The sequence below is a fragment of the Microcoleus sp. Pol12B3 genome, from assembly GCF_036701355.1.
Classification (GTDB): Bacteria; Cyanobacteriota; Cyanobacteriia; order Cyanobacteriales; family Microcoleaceae; genus Microcoleus.
Genome location: NZ_JAUBQS010000008.1, coordinates 1 through 24,874 on the forward strand (window position 1 = coordinate 1; position 24,874 = coordinate 24,874).

Annotated in this window: 23 protein-coding genes; 14 read left to right on the top strand and 9 right to left on the bottom strand. The window is 45.5% G+C overall.

Annotated elements, in window-relative coordinates:
- Positions 1-226: 226 nt before the first annotated feature.
- The gene (locus QUA53_RS05775) at positions 227-745 is read right to left on the bottom strand and encodes a hypothetical protein (protein WP_333068371.1); all 519 of its coding nucleotides are present in this window, start codon (positions 743-745) and stop codon (positions 227-229) included.
- 20 nt (positions 746-765) lie between these two features.
- Entirely contained in the window at positions 766-1,848 is a 1,083-nt protein-coding gene (locus QUA53_RS05780) for a ParM/StbA family protein (protein ID WP_333041971.1), read from the bottom strand.
- Positions 1,849-2,171: 323 nt separating this feature from the next.
- On the opposite strand from QUA53_RS05780, the gene ftsH2 reads away from it, so the two are divergent.
- From ftsH2 to QUA53_RS05810, 6 genes are all read left to right on the top strand, one after another.
- Positions 2,172-4,058 (top strand): ATP-dependent zinc metalloprotease FtsH2, encoded by a 1,887-nt coding sequence (ftsH2, locus tag QUA53_RS05785; RefSeq protein WP_333095570.1) that lies wholly within the window; start codon positions 2,172-2,174, stop codon positions 4,056-4,058.
- A 136-nt stretch (positions 4,059-4,194) separates the two neighbouring features.
- Entirely contained in the window at positions 4,195-4,344 is a 150-nt protein-coding gene (locus tag QUA53_RS05790; RefSeq protein ID WP_333095572.1) for a hypothetical protein, read from the top strand.
- A gap of 90 nt (positions 4,345-4,434) precedes the next feature.
- A complete protein-coding gene (locus tag QUA53_RS05795) occupies positions 4,435-4,578 on the top strand; it encodes a hypothetical protein (protein WP_333095574.1) in 144 nt (47 codons plus the stop codon).
- A gap of 141 nt (positions 4,579-4,719) precedes the next feature.
- Positions 4,720-6,009, top strand: coding sequence for an aminopeptidase P N-terminal domain-containing protein (locus QUA53_RS05800; protein WP_333095575.1), 1,290 nt, complete (start codon positions 4,720-4,722; stop codon positions 6,007-6,009).
- A gap of 128 nt (positions 6,010-6,137) precedes the next feature.
- The gene (locus QUA53_RS05805; protein ID WP_333095576.1) at positions 6,138-9,065 is read left to right on the top strand and encodes a PAS domain S-box protein; all 2,928 of its coding nucleotides are present in this window, start codon (positions 6,138-6,140) and stop codon (positions 9,063-9,065) included.
- Positions 9,066-9,071: 6 nt separating this feature from the next.
- Positions 9,072-10,301, top strand: coding sequence for an ATP-binding protein (locus QUA53_RS05810; RefSeq protein WP_333095577.1), 1,230 nt, complete (start codon positions 9,072-9,074; stop codon positions 10,299-10,301).
- 15 nt (positions 10,302-10,316) lie between these two features.
- Here the strand turns inward: QUA53_RS05810 and QUA53_RS05815 are convergent, their stop codons facing one another.
- The 4 genes from QUA53_RS05815 to QUA53_RS05830 all read right to left on the bottom strand — a co-directional run bounded on the left by QUA53_RS05815 (position 10,317) and on the right by QUA53_RS05830 (position 15,832).
- Positions 10,317-10,898, bottom strand: coding sequence for an HAD family hydrolase (locus tag QUA53_RS05815; RefSeq protein ID WP_333095578.1), 582 nt, complete (start codon positions 10,896-10,898; stop codon positions 10,317-10,319).
- A 104-nt stretch (positions 10,899-11,002) separates the two neighbouring features.
- Positions 11,003-12,127 (bottom strand): ATP-binding protein, encoded by a 1,125-nt coding sequence (locus QUA53_RS05820; RefSeq protein WP_333095580.1) that lies wholly within the window; start codon positions 12,125-12,127, stop codon positions 11,003-11,005.
- Entirely contained in the window at positions 12,124-14,391 is a 2,268-nt protein-coding gene (locus tag QUA53_RS05825) for a WD40 repeat domain-containing protein (protein ID WP_333095581.1), read from the bottom strand. Before QUA53_RS05825 ends, QUA53_RS05820 begins: the two co-directional genes overlap by 4 nt.
- Before the next feature lies 1 nt (position 14,392).
- A complete protein-coding gene (locus tag QUA53_RS05830) occupies positions 14,393-15,832 on the bottom strand; it encodes an ATP-binding protein (protein ID WP_333095583.1) in 1,440 nt (479 codons plus the stop codon).
- 254 nt (positions 15,833-16,086) lie between these two features.
- Between QUA53_RS05830 and QUA53_RS05835 the strand changes: the two genes are divergently transcribed.
- Positions 16,087-16,449: a TRADD-N-associated membrane domain-containing protein gene (locus QUA53_RS05835; protein ID WP_333095584.1), complete on the top strand. Its 363-nt coding sequence runs from the start codon at positions 16,087-16,089 to the stop codon at positions 16,447-16,449.
- Between the two features lie 102 nt (positions 16,450-16,551).
- On the opposite strand, the gene QUA53_RS05840 is transcribed toward QUA53_RS05835, so the two are convergent.
- Positions 16,552-17,514, bottom strand: a complete 963-nt coding sequence (locus QUA53_RS05840; protein ID WP_333095753.1) for a glycosyltransferase family 9 protein — start codon at positions 17,512-17,514, stop codon at positions 16,552-16,554.
- A gap of 170 nt (positions 17,515-17,684) precedes the next feature.
- Between QUA53_RS05840 and ispD the strand changes: the two genes are divergently transcribed.
- The 3 genes from ispD (at position 17,685) to QUA53_RS05855 (ending at position 19,500) form a co-directional block, all read left to right on the top strand.
- Positions 17,685-18,377: a 2-C-methyl-D-erythritol 4-phosphate cytidylyltransferase gene (ispD, locus tag QUA53_RS05845; RefSeq protein ID WP_333095585.1), complete on the top strand. Its 693-nt coding sequence runs from the start codon at positions 17,685-17,687 to the stop codon at positions 18,375-18,377.
- A gap of 128 nt (positions 18,378-18,505) precedes the next feature.
- Positions 18,506-19,171 carry a Uma2 family endonuclease gene (locus QUA53_RS05850; RefSeq protein ID WP_333095586.1) on the top strand — a complete coding sequence of 222 codons (666 nt, stop codon included), beginning with the start codon at positions 18,506-18,508 and terminating at the stop codon, positions 19,169-19,171.
- Positions 19,168-19,500 carry a hypothetical protein gene (locus QUA53_RS05855; protein ID WP_333149882.1) on the top strand — a complete coding sequence of 111 codons (333 nt, stop codon included), beginning with the start codon at positions 19,168-19,170 and terminating at the stop codon, positions 19,498-19,500. The genes QUA53_RS05850 and QUA53_RS05855 overlap by 4 nt, the downstream gene beginning before the upstream one ends.
- 143 nt (positions 19,501-19,643) lie before the next feature.
- Here QUA53_RS05855 and QUA53_RS05860 read toward each other — a convergent pair whose 3' ends face one another.
- Positions 19,644-20,576: a LysR family transcriptional regulator gene (locus QUA53_RS05860; RefSeq protein WP_333095588.1), complete on the bottom strand. Its 933-nt coding sequence runs from the start codon at positions 20,574-20,576 to the stop codon at positions 19,644-19,646.
- Positions 20,577-20,966: 390 nt separating this feature from the next.
- Between QUA53_RS05860 and QUA53_RS05865 the strand changes: the two genes are divergently transcribed.
- The 4 genes from QUA53_RS05865 to QUA53_RS05880 all read left to right on the top strand — a co-directional run bounded on the left by QUA53_RS05865 (position 20,967) and on the right by QUA53_RS05880 (position 23,623).
- On the top strand, positions 20,967-21,131 hold the full coding sequence (locus tag QUA53_RS05865; protein ID WP_333095590.1) for a hypothetical protein: 165 nt from the start codon (positions 20,967-20,969) through the stop codon (positions 21,129-21,131).
- 91 nt (positions 21,132-21,222) lie between these two features.
- A complete protein-coding gene (locus QUA53_RS05870; protein WP_333095592.1) occupies positions 21,223-21,516 on the top strand; it encodes a hypothetical protein in 294 nt (97 codons plus the stop codon).
- Between the two features lie 185 nt (positions 21,517-21,701).
- The gene (locus QUA53_RS05875) at positions 21,702-22,766 is read left to right on the top strand and encodes a tetratricopeptide repeat protein (RefSeq protein ID WP_333095593.1); all 1,065 of its coding nucleotides are present in this window, start codon (positions 21,702-21,704) and stop codon (positions 22,764-22,766) included.
- A 347-nt stretch (positions 22,767-23,113) separates the two neighbouring features.
- A complete protein-coding gene (locus tag QUA53_RS05880; protein ID WP_333095594.1) occupies positions 23,114-23,623 on the top strand; it encodes an N-acetyltransferase in 510 nt (169 codons plus the stop codon).
- Between the two features lie 97 nt (positions 23,624-23,720).
- On the opposite strand, the gene QUA53_RS05885 is transcribed toward QUA53_RS05880, so the two are convergent.
- Positions 23,721-24,539, bottom strand: a complete 819-nt coding sequence (locus tag QUA53_RS05885; protein ID WP_333095595.1) for an ATP-binding cassette domain-containing protein — start codon at positions 24,537-24,539, stop codon at positions 23,721-23,723.
- Positions 24,540-24,874 lie beyond the last annotated feature (335 nt).

The window sequence follows — 24,874 nt, forward strand, 5'->3', positions numbered from 1 at the left end:
AGTTAAACGGAAAAACTTTGGGGTTCCAACTTTTCACAACTGATAAAAAAATTCCACCCACATCTGCGGAATGTGGGATCTAAAATCTAAAATCTAAAATCGTCAATAACAAAGCGATCGCCCTTTTTTTTCAAAAGAGCGATCGCTTTGTTTCTTCAGTACCGGCTGCCAACAGCGGGCCACTAACATTACATCTCAAGGCTTTGTAGCCTAGGTCTACCTCATTTTAGAAATCTTGCGGTAACAAAGAACTTAAACGCTCCAGCAAAGGATCGGATTCCCGACGAGGAGCAACCTCAGCGTCAGACACTACATTATCATCCGCCACAGACTCAGACTCAATGGGGTCAGGCTCTACTACTTTTGAAACTGGGGCAAAAGAAACTTGAGCAAACTTACTGTTAACACTCCCCTGCAATTGATCCAACTGCGCGCTGAGTTGAGTCAGGTGATGTTCCAGTCCCTCCAAACGGCTTAATTCCTCTGCCGAAACATTGTGCTCAAACTCAGCAAATTTGACCACAAGTTCAGCAATACGCTGTTCCAACCGCTGAAAGCTCTGTGTAGAGCTAGTAGACTCAGATACAGACAAAAACTGCCACAAAGCCTGCTTGCAGAGATTGCTGAAAGTCTGATACTTCGTGAAAGCCAACTCTTTTTCAATAGCGGCCAGCAAAGTTTGATCCGCAGCATCTTCCGTAAACGCCACCGAGAAATTCGCCTTATTTTTTGCCCACAGTGCCATAGGGTTCAAGCCTTAATGCGTTACTTAATCGTGGCTAGCTGAGCCTCAGCATAAATAAACTGTCCCAAAGCATTAGCTTTCCGGGAAGGCTGAGCCAAGTGAGCCTTAAGATTGGCGTCTTTAAGCAAAGGTTGCAACACCTCCCAGAAAAACTCGCCGCCCCCGCCAGTCAGAACCACATCCGTCACACGTTCCGGCAGCCACTGCACCAAACGTTCGGACAGTTCGTTAGCGAAAGCCTCTCGCAAATCCTTAATAATCGGATCTAAATTAGTCGGCTTAGTCGCTCCTCTCGGACGGTAGAAACGCTGGCCTTCCGGTTTATTCACCGCTTCCAGTAAAGACAGAGATTGAGGGTCTGCTCCCGGAATCTTTGAGGCAACTTGTTCGTAGAACTTGTTCATTGCGAAGGAATCGCTCTTAGAAGCCGCCCGGGCGAACCGGAAACGATCGACCATTAACAAATCGGTAGTTTGGTGTCCAATATCAACAACCGCCACCGACAGTTCGGGCAACTCCGGCGTAAACTCCTTGTTATCTTGAGCCTCGCACCAAATCAGGCTGCCGAACCCTTCCGGCATCACCCAAACGTGACTGATATTAATATCCACACGCTCGCCCCGGTACACCACAACGTGGGGAGAGCGCAGTTGGCTGATAATCTCTTCCTTTTCTTTCTCAAACTGATCCTGCGAATAAAACGGCAAACCCAGCACAACTGCTATTTCGCCCTTCATCTGGAAATATCCAGCACAGGAAAAGACCTTAACCAAAGCATCTACTACTTTCGACTGGTCAGCGCCACCGAGATTAGCGCCAAAATCTGCCGCTAGTTGGCCTATAGCGTAACCCTTGCCCTGGTACTCCAGCCACATATCCAACAGAGGATCTGTTGCTTTGGACTCAAAGCTGCCACCCCGCACCTTTTCCACGGGCATAGTAGCCACGTTGGCAGGGATGAAAACAACGCTACTCGGGTTGCGACTCACGCAAGCTTTAGTTGCCGTCCGACCCAAATCAGCACTAATAATCGATTTGTTAGAAGCGACTTTAGTCTGCTGGGTCAGCATAGCCGAATTAGGAACAAGCTGTCTAGTTGTCATTGAAATGTGTTACCTCACTGAGCCTCACCATTATCATGCCTTATCCCTTGACACTGCCACGCTTAAAGACAGTGGGTGAAAGCGACGATTCTTCTAACTCTACCTAGATCGGTATCGAAATCAGCACCAAACATTATATTCGGGACGATCGCCCTTACCCTAACTAACCTAACTTTTTCTGGAGCCATCGTCCTCAAAGCTCTGTTGCCTGAGAGTGCATTGTTAAGTTAAATTTAGTTAAGATTCTGAGTGTAAACTTTTGTCGCACTTCTCCGACACCGCGATCTTACCCGATCTGTCCCCAATTCAAGGCATCCGCATTTATGAAAATTTCTTGGCGAACTATACTACTTTGGACTTTACCTGCCTTAGTCATCGGCTTTTTCTTGTGGCAGGGGGCCTTTGCCCCATCCCCCGCAGAAATGAGCAAGAACACCGCCAGCACCCGCCTGAGCTACGGTCGATTCTTAGATTACTTAAACGCCGGTCGAGTGACCAGCGTTGACCTTTACGACGGAGGTCGGACGGCTATTGTCCTAGCAGTCGATCCCGAACTGGACAATCACGAGCAGCGGTGGCGGGTAGACTTGCCCTCAAATGCCCCGGAACTGGTTTCTAGACTCAGAGACTCAAAAATCAGCTTCGACACTCACCCACTACGCAATGACGGTGCTGTCTGGGGACTTTTAGGCAATCTAGTATTTCCCCTCTTGTTAGTAGGAGGCCTGTTTTTCCTCTTCCGCCGCGGTGGCAACGTTCCCGGCGGCCCGGGCCAAGCCATGAACTTTGGCAAATCCAAAGCTCGCTTTCAAATGGAAGCTAAAACAGGCGTACTGTTCGACGACGTAGCAGGCGTTGAGGAAGCCAAAGAAGAACTTCAAGAAGTGGTGACATTCCTCAAAAAACCCGAACGCTTCACCGCAGTCGGGGCGAAGATTCCCAAAGGCGTGCTGCTAGTTGGCCCTCCCGGAACCGGTAAAACCTTGCTGGCAAAAGCGATCGCAGGCGAAGCCGGCGTGCCTTTCTTCAGCATCTCCGGTTCAGAATTTGTCGAAATGTTCGTCGGTGTCGGCGCTTCCCGCGTCCGCGACTTGTTCAAGAAAGCTAAAGAAAATGCTCCTTGCATCATCTTCATCGATGAAATCGATGCCGTAGGAAGGCAGCGCGGCGCCGGTATCGGTGGCGGTAACGACGAACGGGAACAAACCCTGAACCAGTTGCTGACCGAAATGGACGGTTTTGAGGGCAATACTGGCATTATCATCATTGCTGCCACGAACCGCCCCGACGTGCTCGACTCAGCGCTGCTGCGTCCGGGTCGCTTCGATCGCCAAGTTACGGTAGATACGCCGGATATCAAAGGCCGGTTGGAAATTTTGGAAGTTCACGCGCGCAACAAGAAGCTGTCTGCGGAAATTTCTTTGGACGCCATCGCCCGCCGCACTCCAGGCTTTACTGGCGCTGATTTGGCTAACTTGCTCAACGAAGCTGCTATTTTAACCGCCCGCCGCCGCAAAGAGGCGATTACGATGCTCGAAATTGACGATGCAGTCGATCGCGTGGTAGCAGGTATGGAAGGCACTCCTTTGGTGGACAGCAAGAGCAAGCGCTTGATTGCTTACCACGAAATCGGCCACGCGATCGTCGGTACAATCATTCAAGCCCACGATCCAGTTCAAAAAGTTACCTTAGTTCCTCGCGGACAGGCCCGCGGCTTGACTTGGTTCATGCCCAGCGAAGACCAAGGTTTGATTTCTCGATCGCAAATTTTAGCCCGGATTAGCGGTGCTTTAGGTGGCCGCGCAGCCGAAGAAGTAGTTTTCGGCGATGCCGAAGTAACTACCGGTGCCGGCAACGACTTGCAGCAAGTAAGCGGTATGGCGCGCCAAATGGTGACTCGCTACGGGATGTCTACCTTGGGCCCGATCGCCCTTGAAGCCCAGCAAAGCGAAATTTTCCTCGGCCGCGACTACACAGCGCGATCGGAATATTCCGAAGAAATAGCCTCTCGGATTGACGGACAAGTTCGAGCAATTGTCGATCACTGCTACGACGAGGCGCGCCGAATTATTCGCGAAAATCGCACCGTGATCGATCGCTTAGTCGATTTGTTGATTGAAAAAGAAACCATCGACGGCGAAGAGTTGCGCCTAATCGTCTCTGAATACACTTTTGTTCCTGAAAAAGAACAATACGTTCCTCAGCTTTAAGACTTGTTTAAAAATTAGGGACACGGCAATGCCGTGTCTTTAAAAAGTAGGGACGCAGCACTATTGCCACGACCCTACTTTTTTATTAAACTGTCAATAATAATATTAAACCGCCCCTAAACGCCAATTAACGCAGATGAATACTACATTTGCCATACATACTAATAATTCGTCATTTTTTTTAATAGCAACTTTTATTTTTGTTTGTGTCAATACTTTGAGCGCCCGCGCCGAAAAATTAAGATGTTTTGTAGATATTTGCATCGACCCCAGCAGCGTTGAATAGAGTAAATCGGATATTCCCGGTGTTCCCTCTGATCCAGTCGGCATTCTTCTAGGAACTCAACAGTTTAGTAACCAGAAATTGTTGGCGCACATGGAAGTTAACTGCCAGCAGCGACAGTTGAAAACCGTCAGAGTTAGCGAAGATGGAGAAAATTGGTCGAATTTCGATCCGAGATGGACTTTAGTCGATCGCAACTCATCTTTGTCCATTGGCGATCGCAGAACAATAGAATAAATAAGTATACCCAGAAAGAAACAGATTGCCTATATCTTCAACCCTGGGCTTGGGGGTGCAAGTCTGACAAGCAGCGCTTGAAACCGCCGAGTGTTAATATTACACTCAATCTAAAATCTAAAATCTAAAATCTAAAATCGGATGACCAACCCCACCGAATACCGGCAAAGACGCGAACAGTTAATGGCAAAAATTGGCAGCGGGACGGCGATATTTCGCAGCGCGCCCGCAGCCGTCATGCACAACGATGTAGAATACGCCTACCGACAAGATAGCGATTTTTTCTACTTAACCGGTTTCAACGAAGCTGCGGCGGTAGCAGTGCTCGCGCCGCACCACGAAGAACACAAATTTGTTTTGTTTGTGCAGCCAAAAGACTTGGAAAAAGAAACTTGGCACGGTTATCGCGCCGGAGTAGAAGGCGCTAAGGAATTGTACGGCGCGGATGAAGCTTTCCCCATCGCCGAACTTGCGGAAAAATTGCCGAAATATTTAGAAAAAGCCGATCGCATATACTATCACTTCGGGCGCGATCGTACTTTCAACCAAACAGTCCTCAATCACTGGCAGCGGTTGATGGCAACCTACCCGAAACGCGGCACAGGCCCGACAGCAATCGAAGATTCCAACATCATTTTACACCCGATGCGGCTGGTGAAAAGCGAAACAGAATTAGCATTAATGCGAAAAGCGGCTAATATCTCAGTTGCAGCCCACAACCGCGCCCAAGAATTCGCCAAACCGGGCAGGTACGAATATGAAATTCAAGCTGAAATAGAACATACTTTTGGCTTAAATGGCTGCACTCCGGCTTACCCTTCAATTGTTGCATCCGGTTACAATTCCTGCGTCCTCCACTACATCGAAAACAACCGCCAAATGCAGGAAAACGATTTGTTGCTAATAGATGCCGGTTGTGCTTGCGACTACTACAACGCCGATATTACTCGCACCTTTCCTGTTAGCGGCAAATTTACAGCGGAACAACAGATAATTTATGACTTAGTTTTGCAAGCACAATTGCAGGCAATTAATCAAGTATATCCCGGAAATCCTTACAGCAAAATTCACGAAACAGCGGTGCGCGTTTTGGTGGAAGGTTTAATGGATTTAAAACTTTTGGTGGGGGACATTGAAGAGATAATTAAAGAAGAGAAATACAAGCCGTTTTATATGCACCGCACTGGTCATTGGCTGGGATTGGACGTGCACGATGTCGGCGTTTATCAGTACGGCGAAAATCCGCAAGTTTTGCAGGCAGGACAAGTGCTGACGGTGGAACCGGGGATTTATATTTCTCCTTATATTAAACCCGTTGAAGGACAGCCGGAGGTTCCTGAAAAATGGCGCGGTATTGGCGTGAGAATTGAAGATGATGTTTTGGTGACATTGGAAAGTCATGAAGTCTTGACGGCGGGAGTTCCTAAATAAAGGAAAAGTAGAAGGCTTTGGGCAGAAGTCAAGAAAGATTGATTAATTAAGTTAGCAGTGAAGGCTTGAGCTTTGTTAGTATTAACTTGACAAAGCTCAAGTCCGCAACTGCCAAACAAAGAGCGCTTATGTGTATTGATCCTACCAAGAGCGATCGACCTCTGGAAACCTGCGAAGCATTAGTAGCAGAGCAAAAAGCAAAAATTCGGCAACTAGAAGAGGATTTGCAGCAGCAGAGAGAATTGTGCCAGAAATTAGAAGCACAACTCAAAGCCGTCGAGAATGCTGGCTTTGCTGGTTCGGCAACTGAATTTGATATCACCGAGGACGATCGCATTCAGTTAATCGCATCTCTGGAAAAAAGCCAGGAAATGTACCGAACTCTCATCAAACATTATCCGAATGGCTCGGTGTTTTTGTTCGATCGCGATTTGCGCTATACTCTGGTTGACGGCCAAGGTTTGGCAGCAGTTGGTTTGTCCAAAGAACTGTTGGAAGGCAAAACATTGTGGGAAGTATCCCCACCTGAAGATTTGCGCCTTTTTGAGACTACATATCGCGCTGCTTTGGCAGGAAAAGAGAATACTTTTGAATATAAATACGGCAATCGCGTTTATTCAACAACAATTGCTCCCGTCAAAAACGACCGGGAAGAAATTTTTGCAGGAATGGTCGTTACTCAAGATATTACCGAAAAAAAACAGGCAGAAATAGCGCTGGAAGAAATCAAAAATCAGCTACAAATTAAATATCAAAAGCGCACTGAAGACTTGAAAAAAGCCAACAATCAATTGCGGGAAGAAATTCTCTCTCGCTGGCGCGCCGAAGAAGCTCTGCGGGAAAGCAAGGAACAGCTAGAATTGTTTTTCTCTCAATCTTTAGATGGTTTTTTATTTATGATGCTGGACGAACCCGTGCAGTGGGACGATACAGTTGACAAAGAAGAAGTCTTGGATTACATATTTGCTAACGGGCGGGTAACGAAGGCAAATGATGCTTTGATAGCTCAATACGGGGATTCTAGGGAAGAGTTTATTGGTCGGACGCTTTACTCTTTCTTATCGCACAACTTGACTGGTGGCAGAGAGATAATGAGGGAATTTTTTGATGCTGGCCGAATTCACATCGAAAATGAGAATCGCAAGTTTGACGGGGTTCCATTTTGGGTAGAAGGCGACTATATTTGCATTTACGATTCCCACGGCAGAATCGTGGGCTATTTTGGCGTGCAGCGCGATATTAGCGATCGCAAAAAAGCAGAAGCAACCCTCAGAGATAGCGAAGAACGCTTTCGGGCAACCGTCGAACAAGCGGCAGTCGGCATTACCCACCCTGACGAAACAGGCCGCTATTTGCGAGTCAATCAAAAATTCTGCGATATAGTCGGATATACTGCGACTGAACTGCTGTCGCGAACTTGGATGGACGTTACTTACCCAGAAGATATAGATGTAGATTTAGAACAAAACAAGAAATTATTTGCCGGGGAAATTGACAGTTTTAGAATGGAAAAACGCTTGCTGCACAAAGACGGCAGTGTAGTTTGGGTAAATATTACAGTATCGCTCATCCAAGAACCGCTGAGCGGGGCAATTTACAATGTAGTAGTGACCGAAGATATTAGCGATCGCAAAAAAACAGAAGCAGCGCTGAAAGAAAGCGAAGAAAGGTTCCGACAGCTAGCAGAAAACATTGAAAGCGTGTTTTGGATGGTAAACGTTCAACCCCAGGAAATTATTTATATCAGTCCGGGTTACGAAAAGATTTGGGGCAGAAGCTGCGCTGATTTATATGCTTACGGGCGCTTTTTTGCAGATTCCCTCCATCCAGAAGATCGCGAGCGCGTTATTGCTAATTTAACTAGACAAATTGAGTATGAAGACGAGATAGAATATCGAATTGTTAGGCCGGACGGCAAAATCCGCTGGATTCGCGATCGGGCTTTTCCGATTAGAAATCAATCTGGTAAAGTTTACCGCATTGTGGGTCTTGCAGTAGATATTACCGCACGCAAACAGGCAGAAAAAACCATCCGCGAAAGTGAAGAACGCTTCCGCCAGCTAGCAGAAAATATCCAAGATTCTGTCTGGCTAATGTCTGCGGAATTCACCGATTTATTGTATCTGAGTCCAGCTTACGAACAAATCTGGGGGCGCAGTCGCGAAGAATTGTATGCCGCTCCATTAAAAATGATGGAGTGGGTGCATCCAGAAGATAAACTCCTGTTGGAAGAGGCAATGGGGCGTGTGTTGCAGGGCGAGTCCACCAGTAACGAATATCGGATTTTTCTGCCAGACGGCACAATTCGCTGGCTGTGCGATCGAGCTTTTCCCATTTACGACGAATCGGGCAAAATTTACCGCATCGCGGGTATTGCCGAAGATATCAGCGATCGCAAATTTACCGAGGCCCGCATCCAAGCAGCACTCCGCGAAAAAGAAGTATTGCTCAAAGAAATTCACCACCGAGTCAAAAATAATATGCAGGTAATTTCTAGCTTGCTGCAACTTCAAGCTCAATATATTGAAGACGAAGCGACGCTAGCTTTATTTGAAGAAAGCCAGACTCGCATCCATTCAATGGCTCTGATTCACGAGCAACTGTATCAATCCGAACATCTCGATCGCATCGACCTTCCCCTCTACGTCGAAAATTTGGTTGCTAATTTGTATCAATCTTTTGGTTGTGGCAACACTGCCATCCAATTTAATCTCAAAGTTGACCCCATTTATTTAAACATAGAAACAGCAATTCCGTGTGGCTTAATTATTAACGAACTGGTTTCTAACTCTTTAAAATATGCCTTTGTTTCAAGTTTAAATGGTGAAATAGGTATTAATTTTTATAGGATAAATGACCGCCAATTTTATTTAACTATTCAAGATAACGGTCGCGGATTTCCCGCGGATTTTGACGTGGAAAATACTGAAACATTAGGATTGCGATTAGTGAGAATGTTGGCTTACCAATTAGAGGCGAGTATTGCCATTGACAGTCAGGGTGGAATCTGCTACACTCTGATTTTCCAAGAGTTAAATTATCGGCAGCGTATTTAACGAAAAATGAACCCTATACAAATTTTGGTTGTAGAAGACGAAGTTATTGTAGCCCAAGACATAGCAGGTCGATTAAAAAAACTGGGATATGCAGTAACAGCTACAGTTTCTTCAGGAGAAGAAGCAATTCAAAAAGCGATAGAAAACCCGCCCGATTTAGTGTTGATGGATATCGTGCTTAAAGGTGACATGGACGGGGTAACAGCAGCCGAGAAAATCCGAACTAATAGGAATGTGCCGACCGTATTTTTAACAGCGTATACCGACGATCAAACGCTGCAAAGAGCGAAACTTACAGACCCATTCGGTTATATTATCAAACCATTTCAACAAAATGATTTGCGGGTGGCGATCGAGATTGCCCTGCACAGACACGAAATCGACACCAAGATGCGAGAATCTCTCAAAGCCTCGGAAGCAGCCAGAGAGTCGATGGAAGAAAAATCGCACCGCCAAAACCAGTATATTTCAATGGCAGCTCACGAATTGCGGAACCCGCTCAACGCGATTTTAATCTCTGCGGAACTGTTAAAGCTCGATCGAAACCGCAGCAGTGACGAATCCCAAGTTAGAACCCTGCGGCTGGTGCACTCAGCTACACAAAAGATGAACCAGCTAATCGACGATATGCTGTTGATGGGCAGAGCAGAATCAGGCCAACTCAAATGCAATCCATTACCGATAAATTTAGTCGAATTTTGTCAAGACTTGCTCGCTCAATTGCAGTTAGGAAATGAAGCAAGGCACAAACTAACATTAATCCCGTCAGATGTTACCAGTGCAATATTAGATCAACAATTGCTGCACGGCATTATTTCTAACTTAATCGTCAACGCTATCAAATATTCTCCCAACGGCGGGCAAGTAACCTTGGAATTGGAATGCCGTCCAGCAAGCGAAGGAGACAAAGAAGCTATTTTCTGCTTATCTCCTCACTCTTTCTTTTCTAATTCATACTTTACCAATATTAACTCTCCCTTACTAATTATCCGCATCCGAGACGAAGGGATCGGTATCCCGGAAACCGAAGTAGGGAAAATATTTGAAATGTTTTACCGCTGCAAGAATACTGGAAAGATTAAAGGTAACGGTTTGGGATTAACCATTGTTAAAAAAGCTGTGGAATTGCAAGGAGGCGCGATCGCCTGCGAAAGCAAAATGGGCGTGGGTACAACCTTCACAGTCGCGCTTCCTTACGTAGCACTTTCCTGTAAGACTCAACGAGAAACAACTTAAATACCACTACCAACACTAATCAAAGTTTTGCAAAATCCACTCCACCGCCGCGGCTAAATTTGCTGCAATAAAATCCGGTTTAGTATGGTGCTGATACTCCCCACTCAACACACTTTCTCCGTAACCAGTCTGCACCAAAATACCTGTACAGCCGGCATTGTGAGCCATATCAACATCAGTGGCTTTATCCCCGACCATAAAACTATTTCGCAAATCTAAATCCTGTTCCCAAGCCGCCGCTACCAACATCCCTGTATTCGGTTTTCGCCACGTTGTATACCGCGTGAATTCTGGGTTTGTTCCGCCTTCGGCTGCGCTTAAATAAGGACAGTAATAAAGAGCATCTAACTTGGCTCCGGCTTCATTTTCTAATAACTGACAAAGGCGTTTGTGCAAAGCTTCGACGTGGCTAACCGGATAATAACCCCTCGCTGGGCCGGATTGATTGGAAACCAAACAGCAAAATATTTCTTTGTCATTTAAACGGCGTACAGCTTGGGCGACTCCGGGGATTAAATGCAAATCTTCAATTTTGTGGATGTAGCCCGCTTCGATATTGAGAACGCCATCTCTGTCAAGAAATACTGCTCGTTTCATTGTTGTATTGTTTTTGATATAATTCGGCGATTGAAATCGCGTCTACACAAACAAAGTCCGCCTGCGCGGACTGAAGATAAGAAATGCAAATCTAGGTAAACTCATCATTCTAAAATAGATTGTTTTCCCAGCCATTCGCGGAAACTATCATGATACAAACTATAGCAAATTTCTCCTCCGATTTCCTGCTTATTTAAGAACTCGATCCAATTGTCTAACGTTTTTTCTACATCGTATTCATCCTGATCGATTATATTGGCGATCGCACTTACAGATAAACTTGCTGTTGATTGTACCAAAACATTCAGCACAGACAACTCGATCGCCGATAAAGCATCACCTCTCATCCGCAGCCAGTGGTTTTGATAATACGCTGCTAAACCGGGAGGAAGTTCAGAGACAAGTGAGGACTCCCCCAGAGTAGCATCGGGGTGGGGATTCTCGTTAATGGCAGGTAACATCTGACTCAGATACATGAAATTGTTTTCGCTGAGAGTTGCCAGTTGTTGGCCGAATTCGGGTTGAGTTAAATCCGGTGCGGTTGATAGGTATTGCTGAATGTAGTTCAGGGCATCCTCCCGATTTTGGGCGGGATAATCTCTTAAATCGAGAGTTTGAGATGGGGTTTCAATTAACAAACCTGATTTCTCTCTCAAAAACGGGCGGCGGGCGAGGATAAAATAAGTACGATCGCCCAAATATCTCGGCAGATAAAACAGATTTGTGCTGGGAGGCTGACTCGTGCGGGCGATCGCGTCTACAGAATCAATGACAATTATCAACTTTTGGCGATCGTTTAATTTATCGCTAATTTGCTGAAGCAACAAAGACAGAAACCAACTCCCATCATCGGATTCGAGATTTTGAAGTTGAGATCTTAGCCTGACAATTTCCGATGTTTCCCCATTGGCGGCAAGGTATTTGTCAATCAGTTGAGTGCAGACAGAAGCGAGAAAATCTTCAGCTCGATTTTTGCCCTCAACTGCAGCGTTGTAATAGATACTGCGAGGATGGGCGCTGACATATTGGGCGAGGATGGAACTTTTGCCGCAGCCGGGAGTGCCGACAATTGTGAAATAACCGCGGCTGTGGGAGTTTAGAAAGTCGGATATGGCAGAAAAAACAAACTTGCGGCCTGCAAAATTCTCGGTTTTTTCTCGCAGGAGTTGCTGAAATTCTTTTGGGTAAGAATCGGTAGAGATGGGAGTTGGCAGAGGTGAGGAATTCATGTTAGTTCCTCCACCCCTTCTAGCCGCAGGAAATATACGCAGCCGGATGCGTCGCCTGCCACAATTGTGACTCCATCGGGTGCAATGGCGCAAGAGGCGATCGAACTTTCACCCGTGAAACTAGCAATGACATTTCCACTCGACAAATCCCAGACTTTGAGAGTGTCATCTGAACCGCAAATCACCCGTTTGCCGTCGGGAGTGATGGCGAATGTATTTAGCGAATCACTGTGATCTTTGAGAATGAACTGTGCCTTTCGAGTTACTAAATTCCAAAATTTAAGGGTTTGGTCATCTGAACGGGAAATCGCCCACTTGCCATCAGTAGTAATAGCGACTTCTGTTATCGACTTGCTGTGACCCGTGAGAGTAAATATTTGCTTTGAAGCTATTGGATTTCTCCAAATAAAAGCTAACAATCCCCTCCTTATTTCTAAATCCCAGACTTTGAGGGTGTTGTCTCTTGAACCAGAAATCACGCGCTTACCATCAGCAGTGACAGCGACTGCTATTACCGACTTGCTGTGACCTGTGAGCGTAAACAGTTCCTTTCCAGTTGTTAAATCCCAAACTTTGACGGTGCCGTCCCGTGAACCAGAAATTGCCCACTTCCCATCAGTGGTGACGGCGACCGCATTTACCGAGTCGCTGTGACCTGTGAGCGTAAACAGTTCCTTTCCAGTTGTTAAATCCCAAACTTTGAGGGTGTCGTCCCGTGAACCAGAAATTGCCCGCTTCCCATCAGCGGTGACGGCGACTGCATTTACCGAGTCGCTGTGACCTGTGAGCGTAAACAGTTCCTTTCGAGTTGTTAAATCCCAAACTTTGACGGTGCCGTCCCCTGAACCAGAAATCGCCCGCTTCCCATCAGCGGTGAAGGCGACTGCCTCTGTCAGGTAGCTGTGACTTTTGAGGGTGAACCGTTCCTCTCCAGGTTCTAAATTCCAGACTTTTAGGGTGTTGTCCGATGAACCAGAAATCGCCCGCTTCCCATCAGCGGTGACGGCGACTGCTTTTACCCCGCCGCTGTGACCTGTGAGCGTAAACAGTTCCTTTCGAGTTGTTAAATCCCAAACTTTGAGGGTGCCGTCCCGTGAACTAGAAATCGCCCGCTTGCCATCAGCAGTCACGGTTACTGCATTTACCCAGTTCCAGTGAGCTATGAGAGTAAACAGTTCTTTTCGAGTTTCTAAATCCCAAACTTTGAGAGTTTCGTCATCTGAAACGGAAATCGCCCGCTTCCCATCAGCAGTCAGGGTTACTGCATTTACTGACTTGCTGTGACCTTCGAGAGTAAACAGTTCTTTTCGACTTTCTAAATCCCAGGCTTTGAGGGTTTTGTGATCTGAACTGAAAATTACCATTTTGCCATCAGGAGTGACGGCTACTGAATTTACCGATCGCCTGTGACCAGTAAGAGTAAACTTTTCCTTTCGAGTTGTTAAATCCCAAACTTTTAGGGTTTTGTCATCTGAAGCGGAAATTACGATTTTGCCATCAGCAGTGACGGCGACTGCATTTACCGAGCTGCTGTGACCAGTAAGAGTAAACTGTTCCTCTCCAGTTGTTAAATCCCAAACTTTGAGGGTCTTGTCAGATGAACCAGAAATTGCCCGCTTGCCATCAGCAGTGACGGCGACTGCATTTACCGAGTTGCTGTGACCAGTAAGAGTAAACTGTTTTTCTCCAGTTGTTAAATCCCAAACTTTGAGGGTGTTGTCAGATGAACCAGAAATTGCCCGCTTGCCATCAGCAGTGACGGCGACTGCATTTACCGAGCCGGTGTGACCTTTAAGTGTGCGAATCAGTCCCCTGCCAGGGGGAGTTAAACAAGATGTCAAAGGACGCAACCAAGGTGCTGCTTTCCACTGCTTAGCTACCTCTGCCATTCCCTGAATTGCCGGAATGTTAAAGTGCAGCAAGCGCCCTAACAATTGCCCTGCGAGTTGCGTCTTATCTAGAGTCACAATATCGGCTGAAATCCACAGTGCCGCTTGAATCAAGTTCACGGCTTCAACTTTTTCTGAGTTGTACTCTGGATGAGTTAATGCTTCTGAATCGTCAACCAAAGCGAAATCATCAATAAGTGCCTGCACCCCAAAGTCAGGATGCTGAATTTTTGCCATCAGGAAGTTAAAATCTGTCAGCGTTTGATAATATTTTCCTAAATTTCCAGACTTGACATAATTTGGCAGTAAGCTGCCCAGATAAGCACGTTGATAGGAAAGTGGTTTGGCCGCTAATTTGTCCGCAAATTCTCTCATCTCACGCCATCCCCTGTTCTAAATATTCAGCAATCCGTTGATTTACTTCCCGAAAGAGCTTCCGCTTTGAATCCATCTCCCGTTTTGCTTTCAGAAAGTCAAGGAAACTAGCATGATAGATGCCGTAGCAGAATTCTCCGTCTACCTTCTGCTTTTTCAAATACTCCACCCACTCATCTAAAACCGCTTCTACGTCGCATTTATCTTCCTTAGCAATTCCAGCAATCATCTCGCAGTCAATCGGCGTGCCAATCTCTAACAAAATATACAAGACAATCTCCATCAATTGCCCGGGCTTATCTTCCAGCCCCATCCGCACCCAGTGGTTTTGATAATACTCTTGCAGCCCGTCTGGTAATTGCTTTAAATCCAAGTCATTGTAATCGCCCTTAGCAATTGCTGGCAAAACATACCGCAAATACATAAAATTATTTTCGCTTTTTTTGGCTAACTGTTCGACAAAAATTGCATCGAGAATGCCCCGCTCTTGAATCCACTTTCTCAATCCATCCTTATAGTCAGACTCTGCATTTAGAACAAATAGAATATACTCTTTGATATCATCTTGATTAAAATTGACATACTGGTCATCTCTCAAATCTAATTCTTTGACCGGAACTCCCGGAGATACAGACAGTCGCTTTTTACCGAGGTGATAAGGTCGCCTAGTCAGCAGAAAATAAACCTTATCTGGCAGAGTTGTCGGTAAATGTAAAAGATTTTCTCCCGGTTCTTGTTCGACTTCATCCAGTGCATCAACTGCAATTACCAAACGTTCGCCCAAAGTGAGTTGTCTCGCCACGTTTGCCAGTAAAGTTGGTAAATCGGCATTTTCTAAATTTGGCAATTGATAGCGGTCAATTAATTGCTGGCGAATGCTCTTCAAAAACAATTCTGGTCTGTTGCGGCCTTCGACGAGAATATTGAAATAGCAGGGAGATTTATGTTCGGAGACGTATTTGGCAACGATCGAACTTTTGCCCATTCCCGCATCCCCGATAATTGTAAAATAACCGTGAGGCTTTTCCTTGAGAAAGTCCTGAAAAGCCTTAAAAACAAATTGGCGGCCGCAAAAAGTCCGAATCTTTTCTTCTATTAACGATCTAAATTCTTCAGGGTAGGGAGATAAGTTAGAAACTGGGGTAACAAATACTGGTTCGGGTTTTTGATAATACTTTTGTTTTAAGTTGTTATACAAGATTTCCAATTTTCCTGCACCTTTTTGGTCAACAAGTTGACCAAAACTATTCCCAAACTTCTTGTAAATCTCTCCCATCCGCTGTTTTACAGTAGCTTCTGCTATGTTGAATTTTACTGCCAGCTCTGTCTGATTTAGGGGTGGTTTTTCAGGAGAGAAGAGCGCTGCTAATAATGTTTCTGTTTGTTCCGTAGATAACCGATGTCTCCCAGATTCGCCTTTAAGAAATTCTTGCCAATCCATTTAAGTTAACCCAAAATTTAATTTTACCTGATAAACTAAGTAAACCTATCCGTAAATCAAACTCTCAAAATCAAGACTTATACCAAATCGGGGCAATGCCTTTTATCGTTTAATTAGACCTTGAGTATACTTTGATTATACCTACCTCTAATAGACCTAAGTTTATACCTTTAGTCAACTTTACTGAATTAAATTGATGCCATGATTTTATCAGGACACAAAACAATTATTGATAAACCAAAGAGGTCTGTTAAATGAAATGTCACTTATCCAGCAAATCGCACCCTGACGAAGATTATAGCGACATTGCAGAAGAAATACTGGAAGAATGGCTGCGACAAGTTCGCCAAAGCTACAATGTCGCCCTTACCGTCATCGGTACATCGGCAATTTTTGCTTTCGTAGGTGTGGGACTTGTTTATGCTAATAAAGTTCAGGAAGGTGCTATCACTACTGCTGCGGGAGGAGTGACAACTGTTGCCGCCACTCGGTTTGCAAACCAAAAGAAGAAGGAATTACAGCAGATGATGGAGCTTGTTGAAAAACGAAGAGCGAAAGAGGAATCACGGAAAATGATTCCTCGTCCCCAGGCTCTGCTTCCTGTGAAGCCCCGATAAGCGAGGCAGAGCCTCTAGATATGGGTTCCCAGGCTCTGCCTGGAAACCAGCTAAATTGTAGGGACACGGCCGTGCCGTGTCCTGACTTAGATATCCTAGTTTTTAGCCGCCCCAAACCTTCTTCAAAACATCTTGAGGAGAGATGTCTGCCATTTTGCCAGTAGGAGATTTAATGCCCAAAAATCGATCGCTCTTTGGCAACAATTTCGCCGGTTCAGTCGGGCCAAACAAAGCTATTGTATAAGTTTGAACCGCCACAGCTAAGTGCATCGGCGCACTGTCAGTACATATCATCAAATTAGCAGCAGCAATGGTGGCAGCCAACTTGCCGACATCATCCGGCGAGATAACTTTTACATTCGGACATGACTCGACTAACTTTGTCACGAAGTCTGCATCTTCGGGCCCTTTCACAACAACAACGGGCAAATTCGGCTGCCGCTGCTGACAATCTTCAATTATTTGCTTCCAGTTGTCTGTAGGGTAAATTTTGTCAATACCTTTAGACACAGCTAATTGACTCGAACCGCCGTGAATTAGAATGTAACCGCTTTCTTTGATTCCCAACCGCTGCTGTTCGGCTTCCGCCCACTGAATGTCCTGTTTAGGTACATTAATTGCGATCGCCGGACAAGGATTTGTAATGTTAAATCCTTGCAGCAAATCGTGGTACATTGAAGCCGCGTACTGTTCAGTTTTCAGCGGTACCGCAGCAGTGAGAAATCGAGCACCGTTGGTTCCCGAATACCCAACTCTCTGCGGAATGCCGGTCAGCCACAGCAGCAGCCCTACAGTCCACCGCTGGCCGAGGGAAATAACTGCTTCGTATTCGCGATCGCGAATTACGCCCAGTAAATTGCCCCAATCTGCCATAGCGTTGCGGTCTTTGAAATTGTACGTCAAAACTTCTTTGACGGACTTGCAGACTCGGTAAGCGCCCTTTGCCCTCGGTTCCACGATGACATCAATTTGCGCCTCTGGATAAGACTGCTTGAGGTCATCAAGGGTGGGGAAAAATAAAATTTGGTCGCCAATCCCGCCAGGGACAAGTGCTAGTATTCGCATCATAAACGATCGGGCTATTATCTATCGAGGTAGCTCTCAGCGATCGGTCTTCAGCTATCAGCTTATAGTAATTCTAGACTTTAAAAGCTACTGGCTGACAGCTAAACAACTGACCCAAAAGTACAGGACGCTCTTAATATATACCTAGTTGGGTGAAGAAGGGTTACTTAATGCACTTATTAATTCCTGCAGCAGGTTCGGGGCGACGGATGGGGAGTCAGCGGAACAAACTGCTGCTGACTTTGCTGGGAAAACCTTTGCTGAGTTGGACTTTGGCTGCTGCTGAAGCTTCGCAGCACATTAGCTGGATTGGCATCATGGGCCAGCCAGACGATTTTCCGGATTTTAAAGCAATTCTGAGCGATTTATCTTTGGTCAAGCCCGTGGAACTGATTAAAGGAGGCGCCACCAGGCAAGAGTCAGTTTACAACGGTTTGCAGGCTTTACCACCAAATGCCGATCGAGTGTTGATTCACGACGGCGCCAGGTGTTTGGCAACTGCTGAATTGTTCGATCGATCTGCCGAGGTTCTCTTGACCTGTCCGGGCTTGATTGTCGCCGTCCCGGTCAAGGATACGATTAAGGTCGTAGATGACCGTCGGATCGTGCGAGACACCCCAGACAGAAGCAATTTGTGGGCGGCCCAGACTCCTCAAGGATTTGAAGTGAAATTGTTAAAGCAGTGTCACGAAGAAGGACGACAAAAAGGTTGGGAAGTGACAGACGATGCGGCTTTGTTTGAAAAATGCGGTTTACCAGTGCAAATTGTGGAGGGAGAAGAGACGAATTTGAAAGTCACAACACCGGTTGATTTAGCACTAGCTGAATTTATTTTGCGCCAGAGAACTGATAAGAGCAAATAAAATGTGTTGAGTCTTTTTAATAACGGGCAAGATGCCCGTTCCACAATCAATAATTTGTTAGTTGTGGAACAGGCAAGATGCCTGTTCCTTATGTTATCTTAGAAATCTCATAGCTGGAAGTAAAAAATATGATTTCTGTTGCGCCGATCGCACCACCGTTACCCATAGGCGAACAGCGAGTGGTGTTTAGAAATATTACTTGGCAGGGTTATCAACAACTGCTCAAAATTCTGGGCGATAAACGAGCAGCTAAATTGATATTCGATCGAGGGATTGTAGAAATAACCATGCCATTAGAAGAACACGAATTTTCAGCACGCTTAATCGAACTTTTGATTCGGATTTTGGTAGTAGAGCTAGGTTTAAAAATCAAAACAATGGGTTCAACAACCCTCGATCGATCGGACTTAGAGCGCGGTGCAGAACCAGATAATGCCTATTACATACAAAATCAGCCCCTCGTAGCCGGTCGTACAGTAGATATAGCCACAGATCCAGCACCCGATTTAGTAGTGGAAATAGATATCACCCATACCGATATTAACAAGCTTGCTCTCTATGCCAGTATGGGAGTACCGGAGTTTTGGCGGTACAATGGTAGAGAATGGCGAATTTATAAGCTAGAGAACGATGAGTATTTGGAAGTATCTGTCAGCCCCACTTTTCCCATCGTCCCCAAGGAAAAGCTTTACGAATTCTTGGCAGCAGCGCAGGTAGATGAAGTAGAAGCGGAGGTGAATTTCCGCAACTGGGTGAGAGAGATGGCGAATATTAATAACACAAGTGGAGGATGAAAGCAATGGAATATAGCGGTACATGGCGGATCACAGAGATGGCAATGTGGGATAGTGATTATTTGGACATGGAAGTTGAAGCCTATATCGAGATTGATGAAACAGGTTCAGGAGAATTTCAATTCGGTTTAGTATCAGGTGAAATTGACGGCGAAGTCGTAAAAGATGGAAAGGATCAGCGATTTGAGTTTACATGGGACGGTAATGATGAGAACGATCCTGCATCTGGTAGCGGTTGGCTCAAATTAAAGGATAAAAACTCGGTAGATGGTCGAATCAAATTCCACCAAGGCGACAGTTCTAGTCTTGTTGCAAAACGCATGAAATAGGCAATCAGCGATCGTACTATTTTATGCGATTTTTTTTTACCGCAGATGAACGCATATACACTCCCATCCGCGTTCATCTGTTGATATCTGCAGTAAAAAAAACCCAATCTAACCAATAACCAATAACAACTGACTTAGATTTCTCATGAAGGATTAATCGGAAAATCCCCCTCACTATCAACCTCTGGGGCACTTTTAACTAAATCCAAAAACGCAAACACGGCCGGAATCAATAACCCATCCCTCAAAACAGACACCCCAATTACCCTTTCAAAATCCGCAGGCAAACTGCAAACTTTCACCGACGTAGGTATCGGTTCCGCAGCCAAACGCGGAAGAATTGCTGTACCCAAACCTTGCATCACCATACTGACAATAGTTGAATCTTCGCTGAGTTCGTAAGCGATATTTAAGGGAAACCCCGAAGTTGTCAAATATTTTCGCAGCGGTATCGAACAAGGATTTTCCGCCGGCTGCAAAATCAACGGATAAGCTGCTAATTCTTCCCAGGTAATCTTATCACTTGACAATTTGGCAGTTGGCGGCAGCAACACAACATATTTATCCCGCAAAATTTCTCTAGTTTCAAATTCATCGGAGATGGGAAGAGATACAAAGCCGATGTCTGCTTTGCCCGATCGCAAAGCCTCTTCCACAGCTTGGGTATAATAAACTTCGGTAATGCTAACCGTAATTTTGGGAAAGCAACTGCGAAATTTAGCAATAATACCCGGTAGGATATGAGTTGCGACACTCCGAAAAGTAACTATCCGTACCTGGCCTCCCTGCAAACCTTTTTCTAAATCCGCTTCTTTGACCATCATTTCTAAGGCGCAGGCTATTTGACGCCCATGACTCACTACCCTTTCCCCCACTGGCGTCAGTTGAGCACCGTGTCGCCCCCGGTGGAACAATTGCACTCCCAATTCTGTTTCTAAAGAGGCGATGGCGTGGCTGACGGCGGATTGGGACAGTTCCAATTGCAAAGCCGCCTCGCTAAAGTTTTCACAGTCTGCTACAGCTATCAAAGCTTGAATCTGAGAGAGTTTCATCCGCCGCGTATTGATTTCGTTCATAGCGTTTGTGCCAGTAGTACCCAAATTGTCACAAGGGCTTCGATATATCAATTTTATTCATACAACCTATGCAAGCAATGCTTTGATTGTCAATTGCCCCAGAGTTAAGGTTAATTTATCAGGTAACAGATAGACTTTTACAGGACTTGCACGACAACCATATTGTGCTTTAATTGCGAAAATTTTATTGCAGTTACAAGCTATTTTTTGTAATTTTATTAGTGCAGTTTTTGTAGAAAAAATCACTTTAAGGTGTTGGCTATGTCTACTTACAAAAGTCTGATAAACCCCCGAATAATGATGTTTTTTCCGATAACAGATAGAGCTAAAATATCCGCACAACAGAAAGGGCTATCTCTCTTTTCACCTATAAATAAAATTGGGCAGTTTTTGCTCTACCTCATTTCTAGTGAGGAGGAACTGAGAATTTGGCAGACGTGCGATCGCTATGGTAACACTTGGTGGCACGGTTGCGATCGGGCGACGGGTCGTTCTACCTGCGTGGCAACGGATGATGAAATGCGCGCTTGGATAGATCGGCGTTATTGCCAATAGTAGTGTGTGGGTTGCGTGGAAAAGCAGTGAAATACAGTCGTCCATTAGCAATTAGCAATTAGCAATTACCAATTACCAAGTAGGAGATGCTATGCTTCAAATATCTTCCAAATGTGCAGCGCCCGTTAGCGGAGCCCTCGAAGAGGATCGCATTATTCTGATGGAAAACGAGGTATACAGATTGCCTCAAACTCATCGAGAAATTCAAGTTTTGTCAGGAATTGCTTGGATCACACTTGACCAACAGGACATCATCTTGCAAAGCTCTGAAAAAGCATCGCTTCCACCTAGCAAAAACTTTGCTATCATATCCGCTCTCAACAATATGCCGCTGATTCTGGCAGTCTGGCAAGACAAAAACCAAGCCATGCGATGTGAGATTTGAGATTTGAGATTTTGGATTGAAGAATAGGGAATGACTGACTGTGTATGGGTTTGAAGCGCGGGCATACAGTTGCATTCTTTTTTGAAAGTGGTATCGGAACCTAGCGGCTGAAAAAAAAATCGGCAGGAACACCCCAAAGAGCTCTATCTTAATAGGTATAACTTGGCTCTTGGAGGACTCGATCGGTGAACAGCCGCTCTTACCACTTTAGCTATATCGCAGCTATAAGTCTTGTCTTATCGCCCGCACTCAGCTTGCTGGCAATTTCAGACGCCCGGGCTTATGGCCCAATTATAAATGCGAGGCGCGCCCAAGCGAGCGATCACGCTCAGGCAACTGACCCCAAAACGCAAGCAGACGCACTCTTTGAAACAGGAGTAAAACAGCACCGCGAGGGTTTGTTTCGAGAAGCAATCGAGACTTTTGAGCAAGTTTTGGCAATCCGCAAGCAACTCGGCGACCAAGCCGGAATCGGAGAAACCCTCAATAATATGGGGGAAGTTTATGGCGAAATGGGTTTGAGGCCCAAAGCTTTGGAAGTTCTGCAGCAAGCTTTAGTGATTCACCGAGAAATCAGCGGAGGGCGTCGTATCGCGCGCACTCTCAATCTCATCGGTTTCGTTAACCGGATTGGGGACAATTTTTCCGAAGCGATGAAACTGCACCAAGAAGCTTTGGAACTTGCCAAAACTAATGACGACAAAATTGAAATTGGAGAATCCCTCCACAACATCGCGGCCGTGTACGCAGAACAGGCAGATTACGCCAAGGCGATCGAATTTTACCAGCAAGCGCGGACGATTCGCACGGCATCGGGCGATCGGCGCGATTTAGGCCGTACCCTCAATAACATGGGCGGCGTCTACTACAACATCGGCGACTTTAATAGGGCGATGGAATTTTATCACCAAGCCTTAGCAATTCGCCGGGAAATCGGAGACAGGGCTGGCGTCGGCCGCCTCCTCAACAACATGGCACTTACCTCTCGCAAACTCGGCAAAGATACTCAAGCGCTGATCTATTTTCAGCAAGCAATACCGATGTTAGAAGCAATTGGTGACAAGACAAGTATCGGACGCTTGCTCAACAATATGGGCGCAATTCATGAAAGTCTCGGTCAATATCCTCAAGCTCTCGAATCCTACGAGGGAGCTTTAAAAATTGCCCGCGAGGGCGGTGATAAAGCCGGAGAAACTAAAGCGATGGAGGGTATTAAGCGGTTGTCTTCCGGTCAGCTTGTACCCCAATAATGACAGTTAAGCCGTTCGGGGTATCGGATGAAGATTAGACTTGCATTGCATAAGTCTTCGTCGATAGAGCAACCGCAGATTTAAGGCAGAGAAACACACTAAACGCAGATAATTGAAGCAAGTGAAAGCGATTGAATCAATCTTGTCTATTGGAAGCGATCGACTTTGCCGACGATTTGGCAATCATCTGCCAGTAGTTGTGTAATTGGTTGCCAAAAATATATAACTAAAAAAGAGGAAAAAGGCTTCAGGGGCGCTATAATTTGATTAATATGGGGCGCGAAAGATAGAAAGAGTTTCTGTAGTAATTCGTCTGCCAGAGGGGCAAAAAATCATTAATCTAAGCTATGGATATCCGTACAGAAAATCCCGAAGATGTAGAAGCTGTTCGCAACATTAATATTGAGGCATTCGGGCGAGAAAATGAGGCTAACTTAGTCGAGCGATTGCGGGGAATTGCATCTACATTTTCCTTCGTTGCGGTACAATCCGATCGCGTTGTCGGACACATTTTCTTCAGTCCGGTTGTCGTCGAAGGAAAATGTTCTAGGAATTTGTCGATTCAGGGGTTGGCGCCAGTCGCTGTTCTACCCCACTATCAGCGGCAAGGTATAGGAACACTGCTGATTCGGGAAGGTTTAAAAGAGTGCGGGCGATCGGGATTTCACGCAGTGGTTGTGCTTGGTCATCCAGATTTTTATCCGCGTTTTGGGTTTATTCCTGCTAGCAAAAAGAGCTTGAAATGTGAATATGATGTGCCCGATGAAGCTTTTATGGTTTTGGAGTTAGAAAGTGGAGCTTTGGAGGATTGCAGCGGAACGGTGAAGTATCGATCGGAGTTTAGGATCTGCGAGTGATATCAAATCCGGGTGCATCGGATTCGCTGAGGAAGAGCTCGCGAGTCAGAAATATTCTTAAACGAGCGCCCATATCTGAGTTACCTTGGTAGATCCGTTATCCGTATTTACTTATCTTTACATAGTTGGGTTTTGTGTACCTACCTATTGCAAATTTCTCTGCCTCTTTGCTACTTTCTTTTTGACCCATAACGCGCTGCAAAATCGCCTCTACTTTCGCAGCAAATAGAGCATTTCCTCTCTGCCTCGGTCGCGGCATATCAATCGAACAGTCCATGGCAATCTGACCATTTTCTATTAAAATAACTCGGTCAGCTAGCACCACTGCTTCTTCTACGTCATGAGTGATCAGTAGTGCGGTAAAGCCTTTTTCTTGCCATAAATTTTCTAACAATTGCTGCATCTCAATGCGAGTCAAAGCATCCAACGCGCCGAGGGGTTCATCAAGCAGCAGTAAATGAGGTTCGCAGGCAAGGGCTCTTGCTAAAGAAACTCTCTGCTTTTGACCGCCGGAGAGTACCGCCGGCCAATCGTTGGCGCGATCGCCAAGCCCTACCGCGTGAAGGACTTGCATCGCTTTGCAGTGCGTGTTTTCTTTGGCCGTGACTAGCCCTAATTTCACATTTGCTACCACTTTTTGCCAAGGTAGTAGCCGTGCATCCTGAAACATCATTGTCACTTTAGAGTTGAGTTGGCGGGACGGCTTTCCATCTAGGAAGACAGTGCCTTGAGTGGGAACTTCTAGTCCGGCGATTAAGCGCAGTAAGGTACTTTTGCCACACCCGCTGCGACCTACAATTGCTACAAATTCTCCGGGATTTATTTCTATGTTGATATCCCGCAAAATTTTAATATTTCCAAATGACTTCTGGAGTTTTACTAATTCTAGACCTATTCCTGAGAGTGGTGATTCCATTCTAAAAAACCTCCATATCGCTATCTATGCCACAGGTTCAAAACCTTTTTCGCTGTCAAAGGTGGCTGTTGAGCAAATGCCAATTCGTCTCCTACTCACCGGTGCTGGTGAATAGCAGATTAGCATTTATAAATTAAATCTACGGTAAGTCAGTCAAATTACAGTAGTTTGTGATTAAACAAGATTATTGCATAGGTACCTACAAAAAGCAAGATAATTTTTCGTCCAACTTCTGGGGCTTTGATAAATAATTGTTAAGAACAAGCAAACCCGCTTCCTGTAAAGGCTCTGTTTTTGAGTCCGGTGAGATTATGCTGTATCTGGGAGAAAAAACT